We start from the raw sequence: 15,272 nt of genomic DNA on the forward strand, positions 1-15,272 counted from the left end.
TTACCATCCAAAGGAGACGATATGAAACTGTTCCGTGTAATCGCTGCCATGCTGTTCCTGAGTGTCGCCGTGAGCGCCGGGGCCGCCGGACGGCCCGAGAAAGTCGTGTACCACATCAGCGACGCGAGCAATGCCATGCAGGCGCTCGGGAACATCCGTAACCACCTGAACGCCAGTCCGAACGCCAGCATCGTCGTGGTCACGCACGGCGCCGGGATCGATTTCCTGCTCGAGGACGCCAAGGACAAGAACGGCAATCCCTTCGACGCCGTGGTCCAGGAACTCGCGAACCGCAAGGTCCAGTTCCGGATATGCAATAACACCCTGGAAGGACGCAAGATCGACCGCAAGCGCGTGATGCCGGAAGCGACCGTGGTGCCGTCCGGTGTCGCGGAGCTGGCGCGCCTGCAGTCCCAGGAAGGGTACGCCTACATCAAGCCTTGAATGCCGCGCCTCCATGGTGGCGGGCAGCGCCTGGTAACGCTGCCTTAATCGCGGCCGCTTACGATTGGCAGTCCCACACAAGGAGCTTCCAATGAAAGTGCATAAAGCAGCGATGTTTGTCCTCGCCGGCCTGGTCTTCGGCATGGGAGCGCAGGCGAACGCCTCGGAGCGTAGTGGCGAGGTCACCCTGATCCACATGGGCGACCTGCATGGCCACCTGGTGCCACACGCAAGCGTGCGCAGCGACGCGGCGGGCAAGACGGAAGGCGGCGTTGCGCGCATCTACACGCTGGTGGAACGGATCCGCCGCGCCTATCCCGAAAAGACCTTGCTGGTGAATACGGGCGACACCTTGCACGGCGGGGCCGAGGCGCTGTTCACCGAGGGCGAAGCGATGATCGAGGTGCTCAACGCCTTCCGTTTCGACGCTTATGCGCCCGGCAACTGGGATTACGTCTACGGTGCAGGCAAGTTCCTGTCGTACTTTACCGGCCCCAAGCCGAAGGCGCGCTGGAATCCGGTGATCGCGAACCTGTACTACGATAACTATCCTGGCCTGAGCGCACGGAATGGACAAACGGTGGCGCCGCCCTACCTCATCAAGCAGGTCGACGGCCTGCGGGTCGCCATCATCGGCTTTACCTCGGACCGCGGCCCGCAGGCGGGCGACGAGAAGGTGACGGCAGGCCTGCGTTTCACCGACGGCAAGGAAGAGTATGCGAAGCATGTGAAGCAAGTGCGTGCGCAGGATGTCGACCTGGTCGTGGTGATTTCGGAGCTCGGGCTGCACGGCAACCTGACGCTGGCCGATGCCATTCCCGGGGTGGACGTGATCCTGTCATCGGACAAGCATGAAATCACGCCCCGGCCCGTGGTTTCCCGCAATGGCACCCTGATCGTGGAGCAGGGCATGGACGGCCAAGTGGTGGGTGAACTGCAGGTGCGGGTGAACAAGGGCGTGGTCGCCGACAAGCGCTATGTGTCGCACCGGATCACCGAGCAGCTGGCCGAAGACATGCGCATCGCCGCCATGGTCGCGCAGGTGCGCGCGCCGCTGGTCAGCGGTCCGGCGTTCAAGCCGGGCGCCATTGTCAACCCGTTCAGCGGCGCACGGCTGCGCTCTCCGATCGACACCGTGGTCGGACAGACTGAAGTGCCGCTGCACCGCAGTAACTTCAGCAAGGAGCGCATGCCGGCCGTGATCGAAGGTTCCTCGCACGACTTCCTGGCCGATGCTTTCAGGCGGCAGGGCGGGGCGCAGCTCGGCATGATCACGGGCTTTCGCTATGGCACGGCAGTGGCGCCCGGGCCGATCAAGCTCGAGGACCTGTACCACTTCCTGCCGGTGGGCGCCCAGATCGCGCGCGGCGAGCTGACCGGCATGCAGATCAAGAAGGCGCTCGAGGGCAAGGCGCAGAACACGCAGGCACGGACCGGCGAATGGATCAATGGCTGGACCGCGGGCATCAGCGGACTGACGGCGGACTTCGACCCGCAGGCGCCGCAGGGTTCGCGCGTGAGCAATATGCGCATCAATGGCGAGCCGGTGCGCATGGACGCGACCTATACCGTGGCCGGGCTTTGGTACAAGGAGATTCCGGGCCTCATCAACAGGTTGCCGGCCAAGGGCGTCGTGGTGGTCAAGGACGAGAAGGGGGCGCTGCTCGACGGCACCGACGTCGTGACGAGGTATCTCGACTCCCTGCCGGGCAAGAGCGTGACGAAAGGCGGGCTGCAGCTGGACCGCATCCGCCTGGTCAAGCCGCTTCCGGCCGCGCAGCATGGCATCGTCGAGATACAGCCGCTTGGCGCCGTCGCCCGTTAGGCAGCGCATTCGGCATGGAATCCGCCCGGCGCGGCAGTTGCCCCGCCCCGCACGTTAACGTGCAGCTAATCCTGGGTCGCGACACTCGGTCAAGGGCCATGAAGACAGCGATGAAGCCGACAAGTGCGCCGCTTCGCGGCGCATTTGTGTGAAAGTATGGGCGGCGATCGCAGCCGTCTTTGCAGGCAAGACTGACTCTCAACGAAAGGAGCTGAACCATGTTTTTTCAACGCGTTAAAACGCCGGGGTTGGGCCACAATGCCTATGTGCTCGGATGCGGCAATGGGCTTGCCGTGGTCGTCGATCCGCGGCGCGACGTGGCGGAGTACCTGCAACTGGCACGCGACAATGACTTGAGCATCGCCTACTGCATCGAAACGCATCGCCAGGAGGATTTCGAGTTCGGCTCGGCGAGCCTGGCGGAACTCACCGGCGCCAGAATCCTGGCGGGCAAGCACCCCCTGTTTGGCCGCGTCGACGTGCAAGTCGGGGACGGCGAGGAATTCACGGTGGGGACGACCCGCTTCGTCGCGCTCGCCACCCCCGGACACACGCCCGAGAGCATGTCCTATGCGGTCTATCCCGGCGATGCCGGCGACCGGTGCTGGGGCGTGTTCACCGGAGACACCCTGTTCGTGGGCGACACCGGGCGGACCGACCTGTCGGACCCGGAAAAGACCGCGGAGAACGCGGGCCTGCTCTACGATTCGGTGCACCAGAAACTGGCGCCGCTCGGCGACCAGGCGATCCTGCTGCCGGCGCACGGGGCCGGGTCTGCATGCGGCGGGAACATCTCCGAGCGCGACGAGTCGACGCTCGGCATCGAACGTGCGACCAACCCAGTATTCACGAAAAGCCGCGCGGAATTCATGGCGCAGAAGGCCGGTGAACATCTGCCGCGGCCCCCGTATTTCTCGCACATGGAAGTGGTCAACCTGGAGGCCGGGCGGCCCGTGCCGACATCCCCCGACGACCGGGTGCTGTTGCCCAAGGCATTCCAGGAGCGCGCCAGGGGCTGGCTCGTGATCGATACCCGGTCGCCCGACGCCTTTGCAGGCGCCCACATCCCGGGCTCGTACAACGTCTGGCTGGAGGGCTTGTCCACCTTTGGCGGCTGGCTCGCGGACGAACAGACACCGGTCTTCATGGTCGTGGAACAGCCCGCCAAGGCGCCTGTGGCGATCGCACAGCTTGCACGCATCGGCATCGACCGCGTCGAGGGAGTGCTCGTGAACGGGGTCGAGGCATGGCGCGAAGCGGGCTTGCCGATCGAGGCCCTTGGCACCACGAGCGCCAGCGAAGCCGCGCGCTGGAACGAGGAAGGGGACCTGACCATCCTCGACGTGCGCGACGACATGGAGTGGAAGGAGAAGCACATTCCCGGCGCGCAGCATACCTTCGTGGGCCATCTCGAAGAGAACCTGCCCGCGATTCCCAAGGACCGCCGGATCGTCGCGCACTGCAGCGTGGGGCATCGTTCCGGCCTCGCGGTAAGTATCCTTCGGCGTAACGGGTACACGAACGTGTTTAACATGCTTGGCGGCATAACTGCATGGGACAAGCTCGGGCTGCCATTGAACCGGAACCAGGTCGAATAAGGCGGAGGAGGCGGACATGAACACGGCTGGCGGTGCATGGAATCCCTATGTCGTGGGGGCCCTGATCGGCGTCCTCTCGATGGCGACGTTCTACTTTTCCAGCAAGCCGCTGGGCGTGTCGACTGCTTTCGCACGCATGGCGGGCATGCTGGGCTACCTGGTCTCCAGGAAGCACACCGATTCCCTGGCGTTCTACCAGGACAAGGTGCCCAAAGTCGAGTGGGAAGTCATGCTCGCTTTCGGCATCGTCGTCGGGGCCTTCTTTGCCGCCTTGTCGGGTGGCGAATTCACCGCCAGCGTGATCCCGCCGCTGTGGGCGGCGCATTTCGGAAGTTCGATCCCGCTGCGTCTGTCGGTGGCTTTCATTGGCGGCGTGATCATGGCGTTCGGGGCGCGGCTTGCAGGCGGGTGCACAAGCGGCCACGGCATCAGCGGCGCACTGCAATTGTCGGTCGGATCGTGGATTGCGCTGGCATGCTTCTTCGCGGGCGGTTCCCTGGCGGCGCAGGTGATGTATGGATAGCAAATCCACAAAAGCCGGTGCCACGCCTGCCGGAAGCACTGGCGGCGGGGCCGAGAAAAGCGACTCGCCGAAGCAGCTCGTCCTGGGCCTGTTGTTCGGGATGATCTTTGGCTTCCTGTTGCAGAAGGGCGGCGTTGCCAAGTACGACGTTCTGCTGGGCGCGCTCCTGCTGACCGATTTCACGGTCATGAAAATCATGCTGACGGCGATTCTTGTCGGGATGATCGGCATTTTCGCCATGCATGCGCGTGGACTGGTCAAGCTGCACCTCAAACCCACGAAGTATGCCGCCAATGTCATTGGCGGCTTGGTCTTTGGCGCAGGATTTGCCTTGATCGGGTATTGCCCGGGAACCGGCGCCGCAGCCTTGGGACAGGGGAATCTGGATGCCGTCGCCGGGATCGCCGGACTGCTGGCGGGAAGCTATCTGTTTGCCGAATTGTCCAGAAGCCTCGGTTCGAATGTGCTGGCCTGGGGCGACCGCGGCTGCATCCAGCTCCCAGACCTGATCGGCGTGCGTACCATGCCGTTCCTGCTCGTGTTCGCGCCGGTGTTGGGCGCGGCCTTGTGGCTGTTGTACTTGTATTTTCCCTAGTTCGACCGCTTGGTGAAACAGGGCCGGCGCCGACGACATCCTGCGCATCGTCACCCTGACTTGAACACCAGCGCGCCAACGCGCTGCAACTTGGCGTGGACCACGGGCACGGTGAGCATGGTGCTGGCAACGGCCATCAAGAGCAGGGCCGTGAAGGTTTCGCTGGTGACGATGCCCTTGTCCAGCAGGATGTTAACGAAGATGATCATGATGAGCGCCTTGGTCTGCAGCAGCCAGCCGATGATGGACGCTTCGCCCTGGCCCCACCCGAGGATCTTGCCGGCGACGTGGGTACCGGCCAATTTGCCGCTTACCGAGACGAGCAGCAGCACCGCGGCGGCGAGGAACACCGCCGGCCCACCCATCGCCCAGTTGGTGCGCAAGCCGGTGGACAGGAAGAACACCGGCATGATGGCCAGCAGCACGTGGTGACGCATCAAATCCATTGTCTTCTGGTCGAACCAGTGCGCGTCCATGATCGCACCGGCCAGGAAGGCGCCAACCATGTAGTGCAGTCCGGCCCAGTCGGCGGCGAAGGAACAGGCAGTCAGCCAGATCAGGCTGACGTACCAGCGGTCGCGTTCCTGTAACTTGGCCATCAGTTTGCGGAACAACACGGTGGCCAGGGCGAACACCGCGAGGAACCCGAGCTGGCGTCCGACGCGGTCCCAGTCGAGCAGGATCAGCGCCAGCACGCCCCAGATCGCGATATCGTCCAGGCTTGCATAACGCAGGATGCGTTGCCCGATCGGCTGGCGCAGGATCTCCAGTTTCTCCATGAGCAAGATCAGGATCGGCAAGGCCGTGACGGCGCACGCCATGCCGATGCCCAGCACGAATTGCCAGCTCTCGGCCTTCGGACCGATCCAGCCGGCGTAGCCCAGCATGCCGAGCGCGGCGACGCAGCCAAACAGCAGCGGCGTACCCAGCGCGAGCGATGCGGTGATCATGCTCTCGCGGCGATGGGCCCAGGCCGCTTTCAGGTCGAGTTCGATCCCGGCGATCATCACGAAGATCATCACGGCCCACCAGGCAATACCGTTGAGCGACTGGATTACTTCGGGATTGAATACGAAGCCATAGTATTCCGGGTACACCCTGCCCAGGATGCCCGGTCCGAGCAGGATGCCGGTAATGATCTGTACCACGACCAGCGGGGCATAATAATCCGTGTCGCCCAGACGCCAGATCAGGTAGGGAATGCTGACAATGATCGCCATCGCGATCAGAAAAATTTCGGTCGTGCCCATTGCTGCATGCATTTCGTCTCTGGCCGATGTTGTCATTTGAGTAGGCGAGGGGCGAGTATGGTGTGCTTGTTCAAATCCTGGCAAGAAAAAATTGCGGTGGTGTAATGCGGCCGCATCAAGACCCATCAATTACGCGCAGCGCGGCAAATCCTTAATCCTGCCTTAATCCGCAGTGCATAGCATTGCAATCCGCTACAGGAACTTGCTCGTATTAAATTTGCGGCACCGCTCAACCGGGACGCCACGCCGCATCCGCAGCGCTCCCTCTGTGCGAACCCGATGAACTTGTCTGCGCCGTACCGGCGCAGTCCATTACGCATTCCAACTCATGCCTATCACTATCGGACTACTGCTCGCGCTGAGCTTTACCGCATCGCTTGCCGCGCTCGGCTTCCTGATCTGGGCCATCGCACGCCGCCAGTTCGCGCTGTCGCAAAGCGATGCGTCCACGATCTTCGAGCCGGGCGAGACCGGCGCCCCCGACGACACCACCGCCTTCGGCCGCGCGCCGGCCGGTTCCCATGCCCACCGCTTCGACGTGATCCGCGAGCAAATCGACGTCGCCGGGCGCCGTACGGTGCTGCTGATGGCGGCCGTGGCCGCGTTCTGGCTGGTGCTGGGCTCGGTGTTCGGCGTGATCGCCTCGCTCAAGCTGCACCTGCCTGACTGGCTGGTGGAGCACGCGCCGCTGACCTTCGGCCGCATGCGCAGCATGCACCTGAACCTGGTCGCCTACGGCTGGCTCTCGGTGGCCGGCATCGCCTCGGCGCTGTGGATCGTGCCGCGCATCTTCCACACGCCCCTGCGCCATCCGCGCGTGGCCATGTTCGGCGCCATGGTCTGGACCATCGGCGTCGCCATGGGCGTCACCGCCATCGCCCTCGGCTACACCCAGGGCGTCGAATGGCTGGAAATTCCCTGGCAGATCGGGCTGCTGCTCGCGGTCGGCGGCGCCTGCCTGGCCTTTCCGCTGGTGATGACGGCGCGCCACCGCAAGTCGCACCACATCTACGTGTCGGGCTGGTACTTCCTGGGCGGCCTGGTGTGGTTCCCCGTGCTGTACTTCATCGCCAACCTGCCGGGCCTGCACGCCGGCGTCCAGCAGGCCACGGTCAACTGGTGGTTCGCGCACAACGTGCTCGGCCTGTGGCTGACCCCGCTCGGCGTGGGGACCGCCTATTACCTGATTCCGAAGATCGTCGGCCAGCCGGTGTACTCGTACAGCCTGTCGCTGCTCGGTTTCTGGGGCCTGGCGTTGTTCTACAGCCAGGTCGGCATCCACCACCTGATCGGCGCCCCGGTGCCGACCTGGCTGGTGACGCTCTCGATCGTCCATAGCGTCATGATGTTCATCCCGGTGATCGCCGTGGCGATCAACCAGCACACCACGGTGGCCCGCAACGCGTGGGCGCTGAAGCAGTCGGTGGCGCTGCGCTTCGTGGCGCTGGGCGCGCTGATGTACACGCTGTCCTCGTTCCAGGGTTCGCTGCAAGCCTTGCGTCCGGTGAATTCGATCACCCACTTCACGCACTACACGGTCGGCCATGCCCACCTGGGCGCCTACGGCTTCACCAGCATGGTGCTGTTCGGGGCCTTCTACTACATGCTGCCCTACCTGACCGGCCGCGACTGGCCGTGGCCGCGCCTGCTCAAGCTGCACTTCTGGCTGGTGGTCAGCGGCTTCTCGGTGTATTTCTTCGCGGTGTCGATCGGCGGCTGGCTGCAGGGCATAGGCCTGCTCGAACCGGGGCGCTCGTTCGAAGCCGTGACCCGCGCTACGATGCCTTACCTGGAGGCGCGCTCGCTCGGCGGCACCCTGATGACCCTGGGCCACCTCGTGTTCGCCTTCCATATCGCCGCCCTCCTGATGGGCAAGGGCACCCAGCGTACGGCCATTGCGGGCCAGACGCCGGAAACCGCTACCGCCGGAGCATGACCATGAACCGACTCATTCCGATCTTCGTCGGCGCCATCGCCATCCTCGCCTTCGCGACCCTGATGCTGGTGGTGATCCCGGGCGCGCAGATCCGTGACCAGGCCCCCGCACCGGGGCTGGCGGACTACACGCCGCAGCAGCTGGCCGGGCGCCAGCAGTACATCAACCAGGGCTGCGTCTATTGCCACAGCCAGCAGCCGCGCGCGGCCGGCCAGACCCTGGCCGACCTGTCGAAAGGCTGGGGCCGGGCCCCGACGTCGGCCGACTTCGCCTATGACCGTCCGCACCAGCTCGGCACCATGCGCACCGGCCCCGACCTGCTCAATGTGGGCGCGCGCCTGCCGAGCCGCGACTGGCACCTGACCCACCTCTACCAGCCGCGCGCCATCTTCGGCTGGAGCATCATGCCGTCCTATCCCTACCTGTTCGAGCGCAAGAAGCAGGCGGCGCCGGGCGACGTCGTCGTCAAGCTGCCGCCGGAATACCAGCCGAAAGGGGAGGTGGTGGTGGCGCGCCAGGAAGCGCTCGACCTGGCGGCCTACCTGCAGGGTCTCAAGCGTACTTATCCGGCAGCGCCGGCGGGCCAGGCCGTCCGTGACGAAGGCTATGCATTGTCGAAGGGAGAACAGCGATGAACAAGAACGATCCGGCCAAGAACGGGGCAGCGCCGCAGGTCGACGAAGCCTTCGATCCGTGGGAGCGCACGCGTCCGATTCCCCTGTTCGTGGTCGCGCTGGTGTTCGCGCTGGCATTCTGGGGCCTGCTCACCTACGTGTCGGAGTACCAGGCAGAGCGCCGCGGGCAGCAGCAGAACCAGCAGACTGCCGCGACGGCGGCCGTGGCCGTCGCAGCCGCGCCGCCGGACGTCGTGCGCGGCCTGGCCGACGCCGACCCGGCAACCCTGCAGGCGGTTGGCGCCGGCACGGGCCAGGCATGGAGCTGCGCGTCCTGCCACGGCGCAGCCGGCGAGGGTAATCTCAGCACGCCGCGCCTGGCCGGCCAGCCGGCTGCCTACCTGGTCAAGCAGCTGGAAGACTTCCGCTCGGGCCTGCGCCACAACGAATCGATGGCCTTCGTCGCGCGCGCCCTGAGCGACGAGGACATCGATAAGCTGGCGCGCTACTACGCCGGCATCGAACTGCGCGCAACGCTGGCGCCCAGCCTGGGCGGCAACCTGGAACGCGGCAAGCTGATTGCCGAGAAGGGGGACTGGAAATCCAACGTGCCGGCCTGCTTCCAGTGCCATGGCATGAACGGCGAGGGCGTCGCACCCGGGTTCCCGGCGCTGGCGGGCCAGCAGCCCGACTACATTTTCGCCCAGCTGACCGCCTGGCACGCGGGCGAGCGCAAGAATTCGCCGCAGAAGCTGATGGACGACGTTGCGCGGCGCATGAATCCGGACGACATGCGCGCCGTGTCGGACTACCTCGGCTCGATGCCGGCGCCGGCCATTCCGGCCATGCCGGCCAGGGCCGGCGCCGCTTCCACCCCACCGCTGTGATGGCAATGCGATCTCGAGATACGATATGAACGACCCGAAAAAAACCACGACCAAGTCCCCCTATACCCTGGGCAGCACGGCCCGCCGCATGGCGGCGGCGGCCGGCGGCGGCCTGGTGCTGTTCGCCTTCGGCGCCCTGGTGGTCCAGACCGGCGCCTGGCAGCGATTCCAGACGATGGCCGGATTCACCCCCGATACGCCGGCGCCGGCGCTCACGCGCGAGGCAGCCGAGGCGAAAGCGCGCCAGGAGATGCTCGCCGCACGCGCCGAGCGCAAGAAAGACAAGGAAGGCAAGGTGGCCGCGCCACTGCAGCCGACCGGGCCGGACGGCTACTTCGTGCCGCCGCTCGAGAGCGAGATGCCCGAGGGGCCGGAGGGCGAGGCGATCCGGCGCGGCCGCGACATCTTCGTCCACACGCCGCAGTATGCCCAGCGCTATGTCGGCAACAGCATGGCCTGCGCCCAGTGCCACCTGGACGCGGGACGGCGCGAGAATTCGGCGCCGATGTGGGCGGCCTATGTGCAGTACCCGAAATACCGCGCCAAGAACAACAAGGTCAACACGCTGGAAGAGCGCATCAACGGCTGCTTCAACTATTCGATGAATGCGCAGGCCTCCGAGGCCGGCAAGGCGCCGCCGCCGGGCGACGACATCTACAAGGACCTGATGATCTACATGTACTGGCTTGCCGATGGCGCGCCAACCGGCGAGCAGATGCGCGGCGGCGGCTACATCAAGGTCAAGGAAACGCCGCAGGGCTACGACCATGCGCGCGGCGCCAAGGTCTACGCGCAGAACTGCGCGCTGTGCCACGGCGACGACGGCCAGGGCCGCAAGGACGAGAGCGGCAAGCTGCGCTTCCCGCCGCTGTGGGGCCCGGAAGCCTACAACTGGGGCGCGGGCATGTCGCGCATCGACACCGCGGCGGGCTTCATCAAGGCCAACATGCCGCTCGGTAAGCCGTACAGTTTGTCTGACCAGGACGCATGGGATGCCGCGGCCTACATCAACAGCCACGAGCGGCCGAAGGATCCGCGCCAGACCGGGACCATCGAGGAGGCACGGGTGCGCTTCCACAAGGATGAGAAGAGCTACTACGGCAAGGACGTGAACGGCAAGATCCTCGGTGTCGGCGTGGCCCGCGCTACCCCGGTCGCCGCAAGCAAGGGCTAGGATAGTGAACCTGGCCTTCGCCGGCATCGACCGCGATGCGCTGCGCCGTGCCGGCCGCATGGTCGTCAGCATCGATGGCATGTGGTGCGCCAGCTGCGCACTGGCGGTCGAGCGCACGATCGCGCGTTCGCCCGGCGTGACGGCCGCCAGCACCAGCTTTGCCGGCGGCTCGGCGCTGGTGCGCTGGGACCCGGACCGGATCGACCTCGACGAACTGTTCGCCCGGGTCGAACGGCTCGGCTACGGCATTGTCCCGCTGGTCGAGTCCCAAGAGATGGAAGGGCAGATCGACGCGCAGGCACGGGCGGTCTGGATGCGGCTGGCGGTGGCCGGCTTCTTCGGCATGTGGAGCATGCTCGGGTCGGTGGCGCTGTATCTCGACGCCGGACTGGCGGCCTCGCAGGCAGGATGGTGGATCGCGCTCGCTTCCTGCCTGGCCGCGCTGCCGGTCGTGACCTGGTCGGCCCTGGCCTTCTACCGTGCCGGCTGGCGCACCCTGCGCGCTGGCGTGCCCGGCATGGATGCGCTGGTGTCGACGGGCGTGCTGGCGTCCTGCCTCCTTTCCGCATGGTCGCTGCTGCGCGGCAGCGCCGACGTGTATGCGGACACCGCGACGATGCTGGTGAGCTTCCTGCTGTGCGGGCGCCTGATCGAACTGCATGCCCGGCGCCGTAATTCGGTGGCGGTCAATGCGCTGCGCCAGGCGGTGCCGGAAACGGTGCGCCGCATCGGCGTCAATGGGGTCCCGGCGGAAGAACCCGCGGACCGGGTCCGTCCCGGAGATCTGGTGCTGGTGCACGCCGGCGAGCGCGTGGCGGTCGACGGCACGGTCGTCGAAGGTGAAGGCGAAATCGATGCCGCGATCGTGAGCGGCGAGTCGGCCCCCTTGCCGGTGGCGCCCGGCGACAGCATCGTCGCCGGTTCCATCAACCTGTCGTCGCGACTGGTGCTGCGCGTCGACCAGGCCTGGGGCCAGCGCTTCATCGACCGCATCGGCGTACGCATGCTCGAGCTGCTCGGCACCAAGAGCACCGCCGCGATGCAGGCCGAGCGCTTTGCGCGCTGGCTGGTGCCGGCCGCGCTGGTGCTGGCGGCGGCCAGCTTCACGTTTAGCTGGGCCGCCGGCGGCGATCCTGTGCAGGCCGCCCTGCGCGCCCTGTCGGTACTGGTCGCCGCCTGTCCCTGCGCGGTCGGGCTGGCCCTGCCGCTGGCGTACGCCGCCTCGACCGCGAGCGCGGCGCGCCAGGGGATCCTGTTGCGCGACCCTGCTTCGCTCGAAGCACTGGCCAACGCGCGCGAGATCCTGTTCGACAAGACCGGTACCCTGACCGAAGGCATGCTCGAAGTGCGCGAGGTGCTCGGCTCGCGGCACGCCGATGCGGCCGAGGTGCTCGCCTTCGCGGCGCGGGCGGAAGCGGACATTGCGCACCCGGTGGCGCGCGCGATCCGCTCGGCGGCCGAAGCAACAGGCGCCGACAGCCGCGCCGATGGGCTGGTGCAGCGCCATCCGCGCGGCTGCACCTGGCGCAGCCAGGACGGACAAGTCATGGTACTTGTGGGCAGTGCGGGCTTCGTCGAAGAGCAGGGCGTGAGCTTGCCGCCGGGCGCACCGGCAGACTGCACCAGGGTGGAAGTCGCGCGTAACGGGATCTGGATCGGGGCCATCCTGCTGCAGGACCGCATACGGGAAGACGCCGCGCGCGCCCTGCGGTCGTTCGCGCAGGCGGGAATACGCACCCGCCTGGTTACCGGAGACAGTGCGGCTGCCGCGGCCCCGGTCGCAGAAGCGGTCGGACTGGGGCCGGACCAGGTCCATGCGCATTGTTTACCCGAGGACAAGGTGAAGGTCCTCGAGCGGGCCGCCAGGCCCGCGGTGTTCGTCGGCGACGGTGTCAACGACGCACTCGTCCTGGCTGCCGCCGAATGCGGCGTCGCAGTGCAGGGCGCCACGCCGGCCGCCGTTGCGACGGCAGGGGTGGTCATCGCGAGCGGTGGGGTGGAGCAAGTTGCCGCGGCCTGGCGGCATGCCCGGCGAACCGCCAGGGTAGTGCGCCAGAACCTGGCTTTCTCGATGGTGTATAACGTGGCCGTGCTGGCGCTGGCCTCGAGCGGCATGGTAACGCCGGTTGCCGCCGCTTGCGCCATGCTGGCCAGCAGCCTGAGCGTCATGCTGAATTCGGGACGGCTGCTATCCGGACCGCGTGCGCGGCTGCGCACCTGAACCAGGACTGGCCCGGAAGCGCTATTCGGCAGGGAAGGCGAGGTGCGCGGCCAAGCCGCCGCCCTCGCGGCGTTCCAGCTTCCAGCTCCCGTCGTAGCGCGCGACGATCGCCTTGACGATCGAGAGGCCCAGGCCGCTGCCCTGGCCGCTCCCTCTGCGCCAGAAGCGTTGTCCTGCCTTGCCTATCTCCGCGTCGCTCATCCCGCTGCCCTGGTCTTCCACCGTGAAACCCGCCATCCCGCCATGCTGCACGATCCGCAGCACGACCACCGCCTCGGCATCGCCGTAGCGCAAGGCGTTATCGAGGATGTTGCGTAGCGCGGTCACGGCCAGGGATGCGGGTATGCGCAGGGCGCGCGTTGCGCCGCCTTCGTCGCGAACGCACACCCTGGCGACCTGCTGGGCCGGCAGTTGCATGACGACCTGCTCCGCGACCGCGCCAGCCTGCAGGCGCTCGTCGTCGTCGAATGACATCGAACCCTCGACGCGGGCCAGCATCAGGAGCTGGTTGATGATGCCCTGCAGGCGGCCCACCCCGCGTTCGGCCTGCTGGAGTGCGACCGCCGTGTCCGGTCCGTCGCCGCTCATCCGGGCGACCTGGAGATGGGTTTTCACGGCGGTGAGCGGGGTGCGCAACTCGTGTGCGGCGTCGCCGGTGAAGCGCCGCTCGCGTTCGATGGTGTGCTCGATCCTGGCCAGCAGGCCGTTGACGGTCGTGACCAGCGGGGCGAGCTCACGCGGCAGGCCCTGCTCGGGCAGCGGATGGAGCGCACCGGGCGCACGCGCTTCGAGGGCAACGCGGATCCGTTCGAGCGGGCGCAGCCCATGGCGTACGGCGAACCAGAGCGCGATCAGGGTCGCGCCCATCGCGACCAGGAAGGGCACGAAGGTGGCGAAGGCGATATTCCGGAATAGCTGCTGGCGGCGCTCCGCCTTGTCGGCGGTGGTGATGCGCATCCCGTTGTGCTCGATGGTGTAGCTGCGCCAGGTGACGCCATCGATGACGCGGGTGCGGTAGCCGGGCGACACCAGGCCGAGGCGTTCCGGGCTGTTCTCGGTGCGGCCCACGATGCCGCCCCGCAGCAGCCGGATTTCGCAGGCGACGTTGTCGGTGCGAACCAGGTAGGGAATGGGGCTGGCTCCGCGCGAGCCCGGCTGCACCGAAAGATGGGGCGAGTCGGCGATCAGGGCGGCGACCATGCGTGCCGATGCGGCAAGCCGCTCGTCGAGCGCGTCGCGGAACTCGTCGCGCAGGTCGACCAGCGTCCAGACCGAGGACAGGGTCCAGAACAGCGCGAACGAAGCGCCGATCGTGACCAGCAGGCGCAGGCGCAGCGTCTTCATGCGCCCGCCTTGCCAAGCCGGTACCCGAGGCCACGCACGGTCTCCACGATGTTCGGCCCGAGCTTGCGGCGCAGGTGGTAGATGTGGACGTTCAGGGCATTGCTCTCGACACCATCGCCGAGCCCATACAGGCTGTCCTTGACCTGGTCGGCGCTAAGGATGCGCTGGCCGCTGTTGAGGAGGGCCTGGAGCAGGGCCAGCTCGCGCCGCGACAGCTCGACCGGATTCCCATCCAGCGTCACCACCTGGGTGGCCGGATCGAACGCAAGCGGACCATGCTCGATGCGGTCGACGCTGCGGCCGGCACTACGCCGCTGCAGCGCATGCAGCCGTGCGACCAGTTCGTCGAGCTCGAAAGGTTTCACGAGGTAGTCGTCGGCGCCGCTGCGCAGGCCGGCCACCTTGTCCTGGACGTCGTCGCGCGCGGTCAGGACCAGCACCGGCCAGTCCTTGCCCGCGCCGCGCCAGCGCTTGAGCAGCGTGAGTCCGTCCGTATCCGGCAGTCCGAGATCGAGGAGGAGGACGTCGAAGCGACCGGTCTGGACGGCCATCTCCGCTTGCGAGGCATTGGCGACATGGTCGGCCCCGATTCCCGAAAGGCGCAAGCCGGCCAGAATGCCGCTGGCGACAAGTTCGTCGTCTTCGATGACGAGTACACGCATGGCTAACCCGAGTAGTAAAAGCAGGAACCGCGATCTTACCGCTTTACGGTTATGCCGCGATTAACGGGTATGCGGGAGCGGGCGTTCTGCCAGTTCGGCAGATTCGTTAATGTGGTGCTAATCGGCAAGGAATAGCATGAAGCATTCGCCAGGCGCTGGCCGGGCCCATCCGGGCCCGTCCGGGCCGGCGCCATGCGCA

General features: G+C 66.5%; 13 protein-coding genes. 10 read left to right on the forward strand and 3 right to left on the reverse strand.

The window, feature by feature from the left end; all coding sequences use genetic code 11:
* Positions 1-21: 21 nt before the first annotated feature.
* The 5 genes from AB3347_RS02375 (at position 22) to AB3347_RS02395 (ending at position 4,985) form a co-directional block, all read left to right on the forward strand.
* A complete protein-coding gene (locus tag AB3347_RS02375) occupies positions 22-444 on the forward strand; it encodes a DsrE family protein (protein ID WP_369090156.1) in 423 nt (140 codons plus the stop codon).
* 91 nt (positions 445-535) lie between these two features.
* Positions 536-2,269, forward strand: a complete 1,734-nt coding sequence (locus AB3347_RS02380; RefSeq protein ID WP_369090157.1) for a bifunctional UDP-sugar hydrolase/5'-nucleotidase — start codon at positions 536-538, stop codon at positions 2,267-2,269.
* Positions 2,270-2,487: 218 nt separating this feature from the next.
* Positions 2,488-3,867 (forward strand): rhodanese-like domain-containing protein, encoded by a 1,380-nt coding sequence (locus AB3347_RS02385; protein WP_369090158.1) that lies wholly within the window; start codon positions 2,488-2,490, stop codon positions 3,865-3,867.
* A 16-nt stretch (positions 3,868-3,883) separates the two neighbouring features.
* On the forward strand, positions 3,884-4,390 hold the full coding sequence (locus AB3347_RS02390; RefSeq protein WP_369090159.1) for a YeeE/YedE thiosulfate transporter family protein: 507 nt from the start codon (positions 3,884-3,886) through the stop codon (positions 4,388-4,390).
* Positions 4,383-4,985, forward strand: coding sequence for a DUF6691 family protein (locus tag AB3347_RS02395; protein WP_369090160.1), 603 nt, complete (start codon positions 4,383-4,385; stop codon positions 4,983-4,985). The genes AB3347_RS02390 and AB3347_RS02395 overlap by 8 nt, the downstream gene beginning before the upstream one ends.
* A 50-nt stretch (positions 4,986-5,035) precedes the next feature.
* Here AB3347_RS02395 and AB3347_RS02400 read toward each other — a convergent pair whose 3' ends face one another.
* A complete protein-coding gene (locus AB3347_RS02400) occupies positions 5,036-6,247 on the reverse strand; it encodes a cation:proton antiporter (RefSeq protein ID WP_369090161.1) in 1,212 nt (403 codons plus the stop codon).
* Between the two features lie 316 nt (positions 6,248-6,563).
* Between AB3347_RS02400 and AB3347_RS02405 the strand changes: the two genes are divergently transcribed.
* From AB3347_RS02405 to AB3347_RS02425, 5 genes are read left to right on the forward strand one after another with little or no spacing between them, the layout of a single operon-like run.
* The gene (locus AB3347_RS02405) at positions 6,564-8,171 is read left to right on the forward strand and encodes a cbb3-type cytochrome c oxidase subunit I (RefSeq protein ID WP_369090162.1); all 1,608 of its coding nucleotides are present in this window, start codon (positions 6,564-6,566) and stop codon (positions 8,169-8,171) included.
* Positions 8,172-8,173: 2 nt separating this feature from the next.
* The gene (locus AB3347_RS02410; RefSeq protein WP_369090163.1) at positions 8,174-8,806 is read left to right on the forward strand and encodes a cbb3-type cytochrome c oxidase subunit II; all 633 of its coding nucleotides are present in this window, start codon (positions 8,174-8,176) and stop codon (positions 8,804-8,806) included.
* Positions 8,803-9,672 (forward strand): cytochrome c, encoded by an 870-nt coding sequence (locus AB3347_RS02415; RefSeq protein ID WP_369090164.1) that lies wholly within the window; start codon positions 8,803-8,805, stop codon positions 9,670-9,672. Before AB3347_RS02410 ends, AB3347_RS02415 begins: the two co-directional genes overlap by 4 nt.
* Positions 9,673-9,697: 25 nt before the next feature.
* The gene (locus tag AB3347_RS02420) at positions 9,698-10,846 is read left to right on the forward strand and encodes a c-type cytochrome (RefSeq protein WP_369090165.1); all 1,149 of its coding nucleotides are present in this window, start codon (positions 9,698-9,700) and stop codon (positions 10,844-10,846) included.
* 4 nt (positions 10,847-10,850) lie between these two features.
* A complete protein-coding gene (locus AB3347_RS02425) occupies positions 10,851-13,067 on the forward strand; it encodes a heavy metal translocating P-type ATPase (RefSeq protein WP_369090166.1) in 2,217 nt (738 codons plus the stop codon).
* Between the two features lie 21 nt (positions 13,068-13,088).
* Here the strand turns inward: AB3347_RS02425 and AB3347_RS02430 are convergent, their stop codons facing one another.
* Together AB3347_RS02430 and AB3347_RS02435 are read right to left on the reverse strand one after the other, a co-directional pair.
* The gene (locus AB3347_RS02430) at positions 13,089-14,411 is read right to left on the reverse strand and encodes an ATP-binding protein (RefSeq protein WP_369090167.1); all 1,323 of its coding nucleotides are present in this window, start codon (positions 14,409-14,411) and stop codon (positions 13,089-13,091) included.
* The gene (locus AB3347_RS02435; RefSeq protein WP_369090168.1) at positions 14,408-15,073 is read right to left on the reverse strand and encodes a response regulator; all 666 of its coding nucleotides are present in this window, start codon (positions 15,071-15,073) and stop codon (positions 14,408-14,410) included. The genes AB3347_RS02430 and AB3347_RS02435 overlap by 4 nt, the downstream gene beginning before the upstream one ends.
* Between the last annotated feature and the right edge of the window lie 199 nt (positions 15,074-15,272).

This window comes from Massilia sp. X63 (genome assembly GCF_041023745.1).
In the GTDB taxonomy this organism is placed as follows: domain Bacteria; phylum Pseudomonadota; class Gammaproteobacteria; order Burkholderiales; family Burkholderiaceae_D; genus Telluria.

Coding starts and splice junctions, on each gene's coding strand:
- AB3347_RS02435 (WP_369090168.1), bottom strand. CDS start 15,073: ATGCGTGTACTCGTCATCGAAGACGACGAACTTGTCGCCAGCGGCATT.
- AB3347_RS02430 (WP_369090167.1), bottom strand. CDS start 14,411: ATGAAGACGCTGCGCCTGCGCCTGCTGGTCACGATCGGCGCTTCGTTC.
- AB3347_RS02380 (WP_369090157.1), top strand. CDS start 536: ATGAAAGTGCATAAAGCAGCGATGTTTGTCCTCGCCGGCCTGGTCTTC.
- AB3347_RS02420 (WP_369090165.1), top strand. CDS start 9,698: ATGAACGACCCGAAAAAAACCACGACCAAGTCCCCCTATACCCTGGGC.
- AB3347_RS02405 (WP_369090162.1), top strand. CDS start 6,564: ATGCCTATCACTATCGGACTACTGCTCGCGCTGAGCTTTACCGCATCG.
- AB3347_RS02395 (WP_369090160.1), top strand. CDS start 4,383: ATGGATAGCAAATCCACAAAAGCCGGTGCCACGCCTGCCGGAAGCACT.
- AB3347_RS02415 (WP_369090164.1), top strand. CDS start 8,803: ATGAACAAGAACGATCCGGCCAAGAACGGGGCAGCGCCGCAGGTCGAC.
- AB3347_RS02390 (WP_369090159.1), top strand. CDS start 3,884: ATGAACACGGCTGGCGGTGCATGGAATCCCTATGTCGTGGGGGCCCTG.
- AB3347_RS02410 (WP_369090163.1), top strand. CDS start 8,174: ATGAACCGACTCATTCCGATCTTCGTCGGCGCCATCGCCATCCTCGCC.
- AB3347_RS02375 (WP_369090156.1), top strand. CDS start 22: ATGAAACTGTTCCGTGTAATCGCTGCCATGCTGTTCCTGAGTGTCGCC.
- AB3347_RS02400 (WP_369090161.1), bottom strand. CDS start 6,247: ATGCATGCAGCAATGGGCACGACCGAAATTTTTCTGATCGCGATGGCG.
- AB3347_RS02385 (WP_369090158.1), top strand. CDS start 2,488: ATGTTTTTTCAACGCGTTAAAACGCCGGGGTTGGGCCACAATGCCTAT.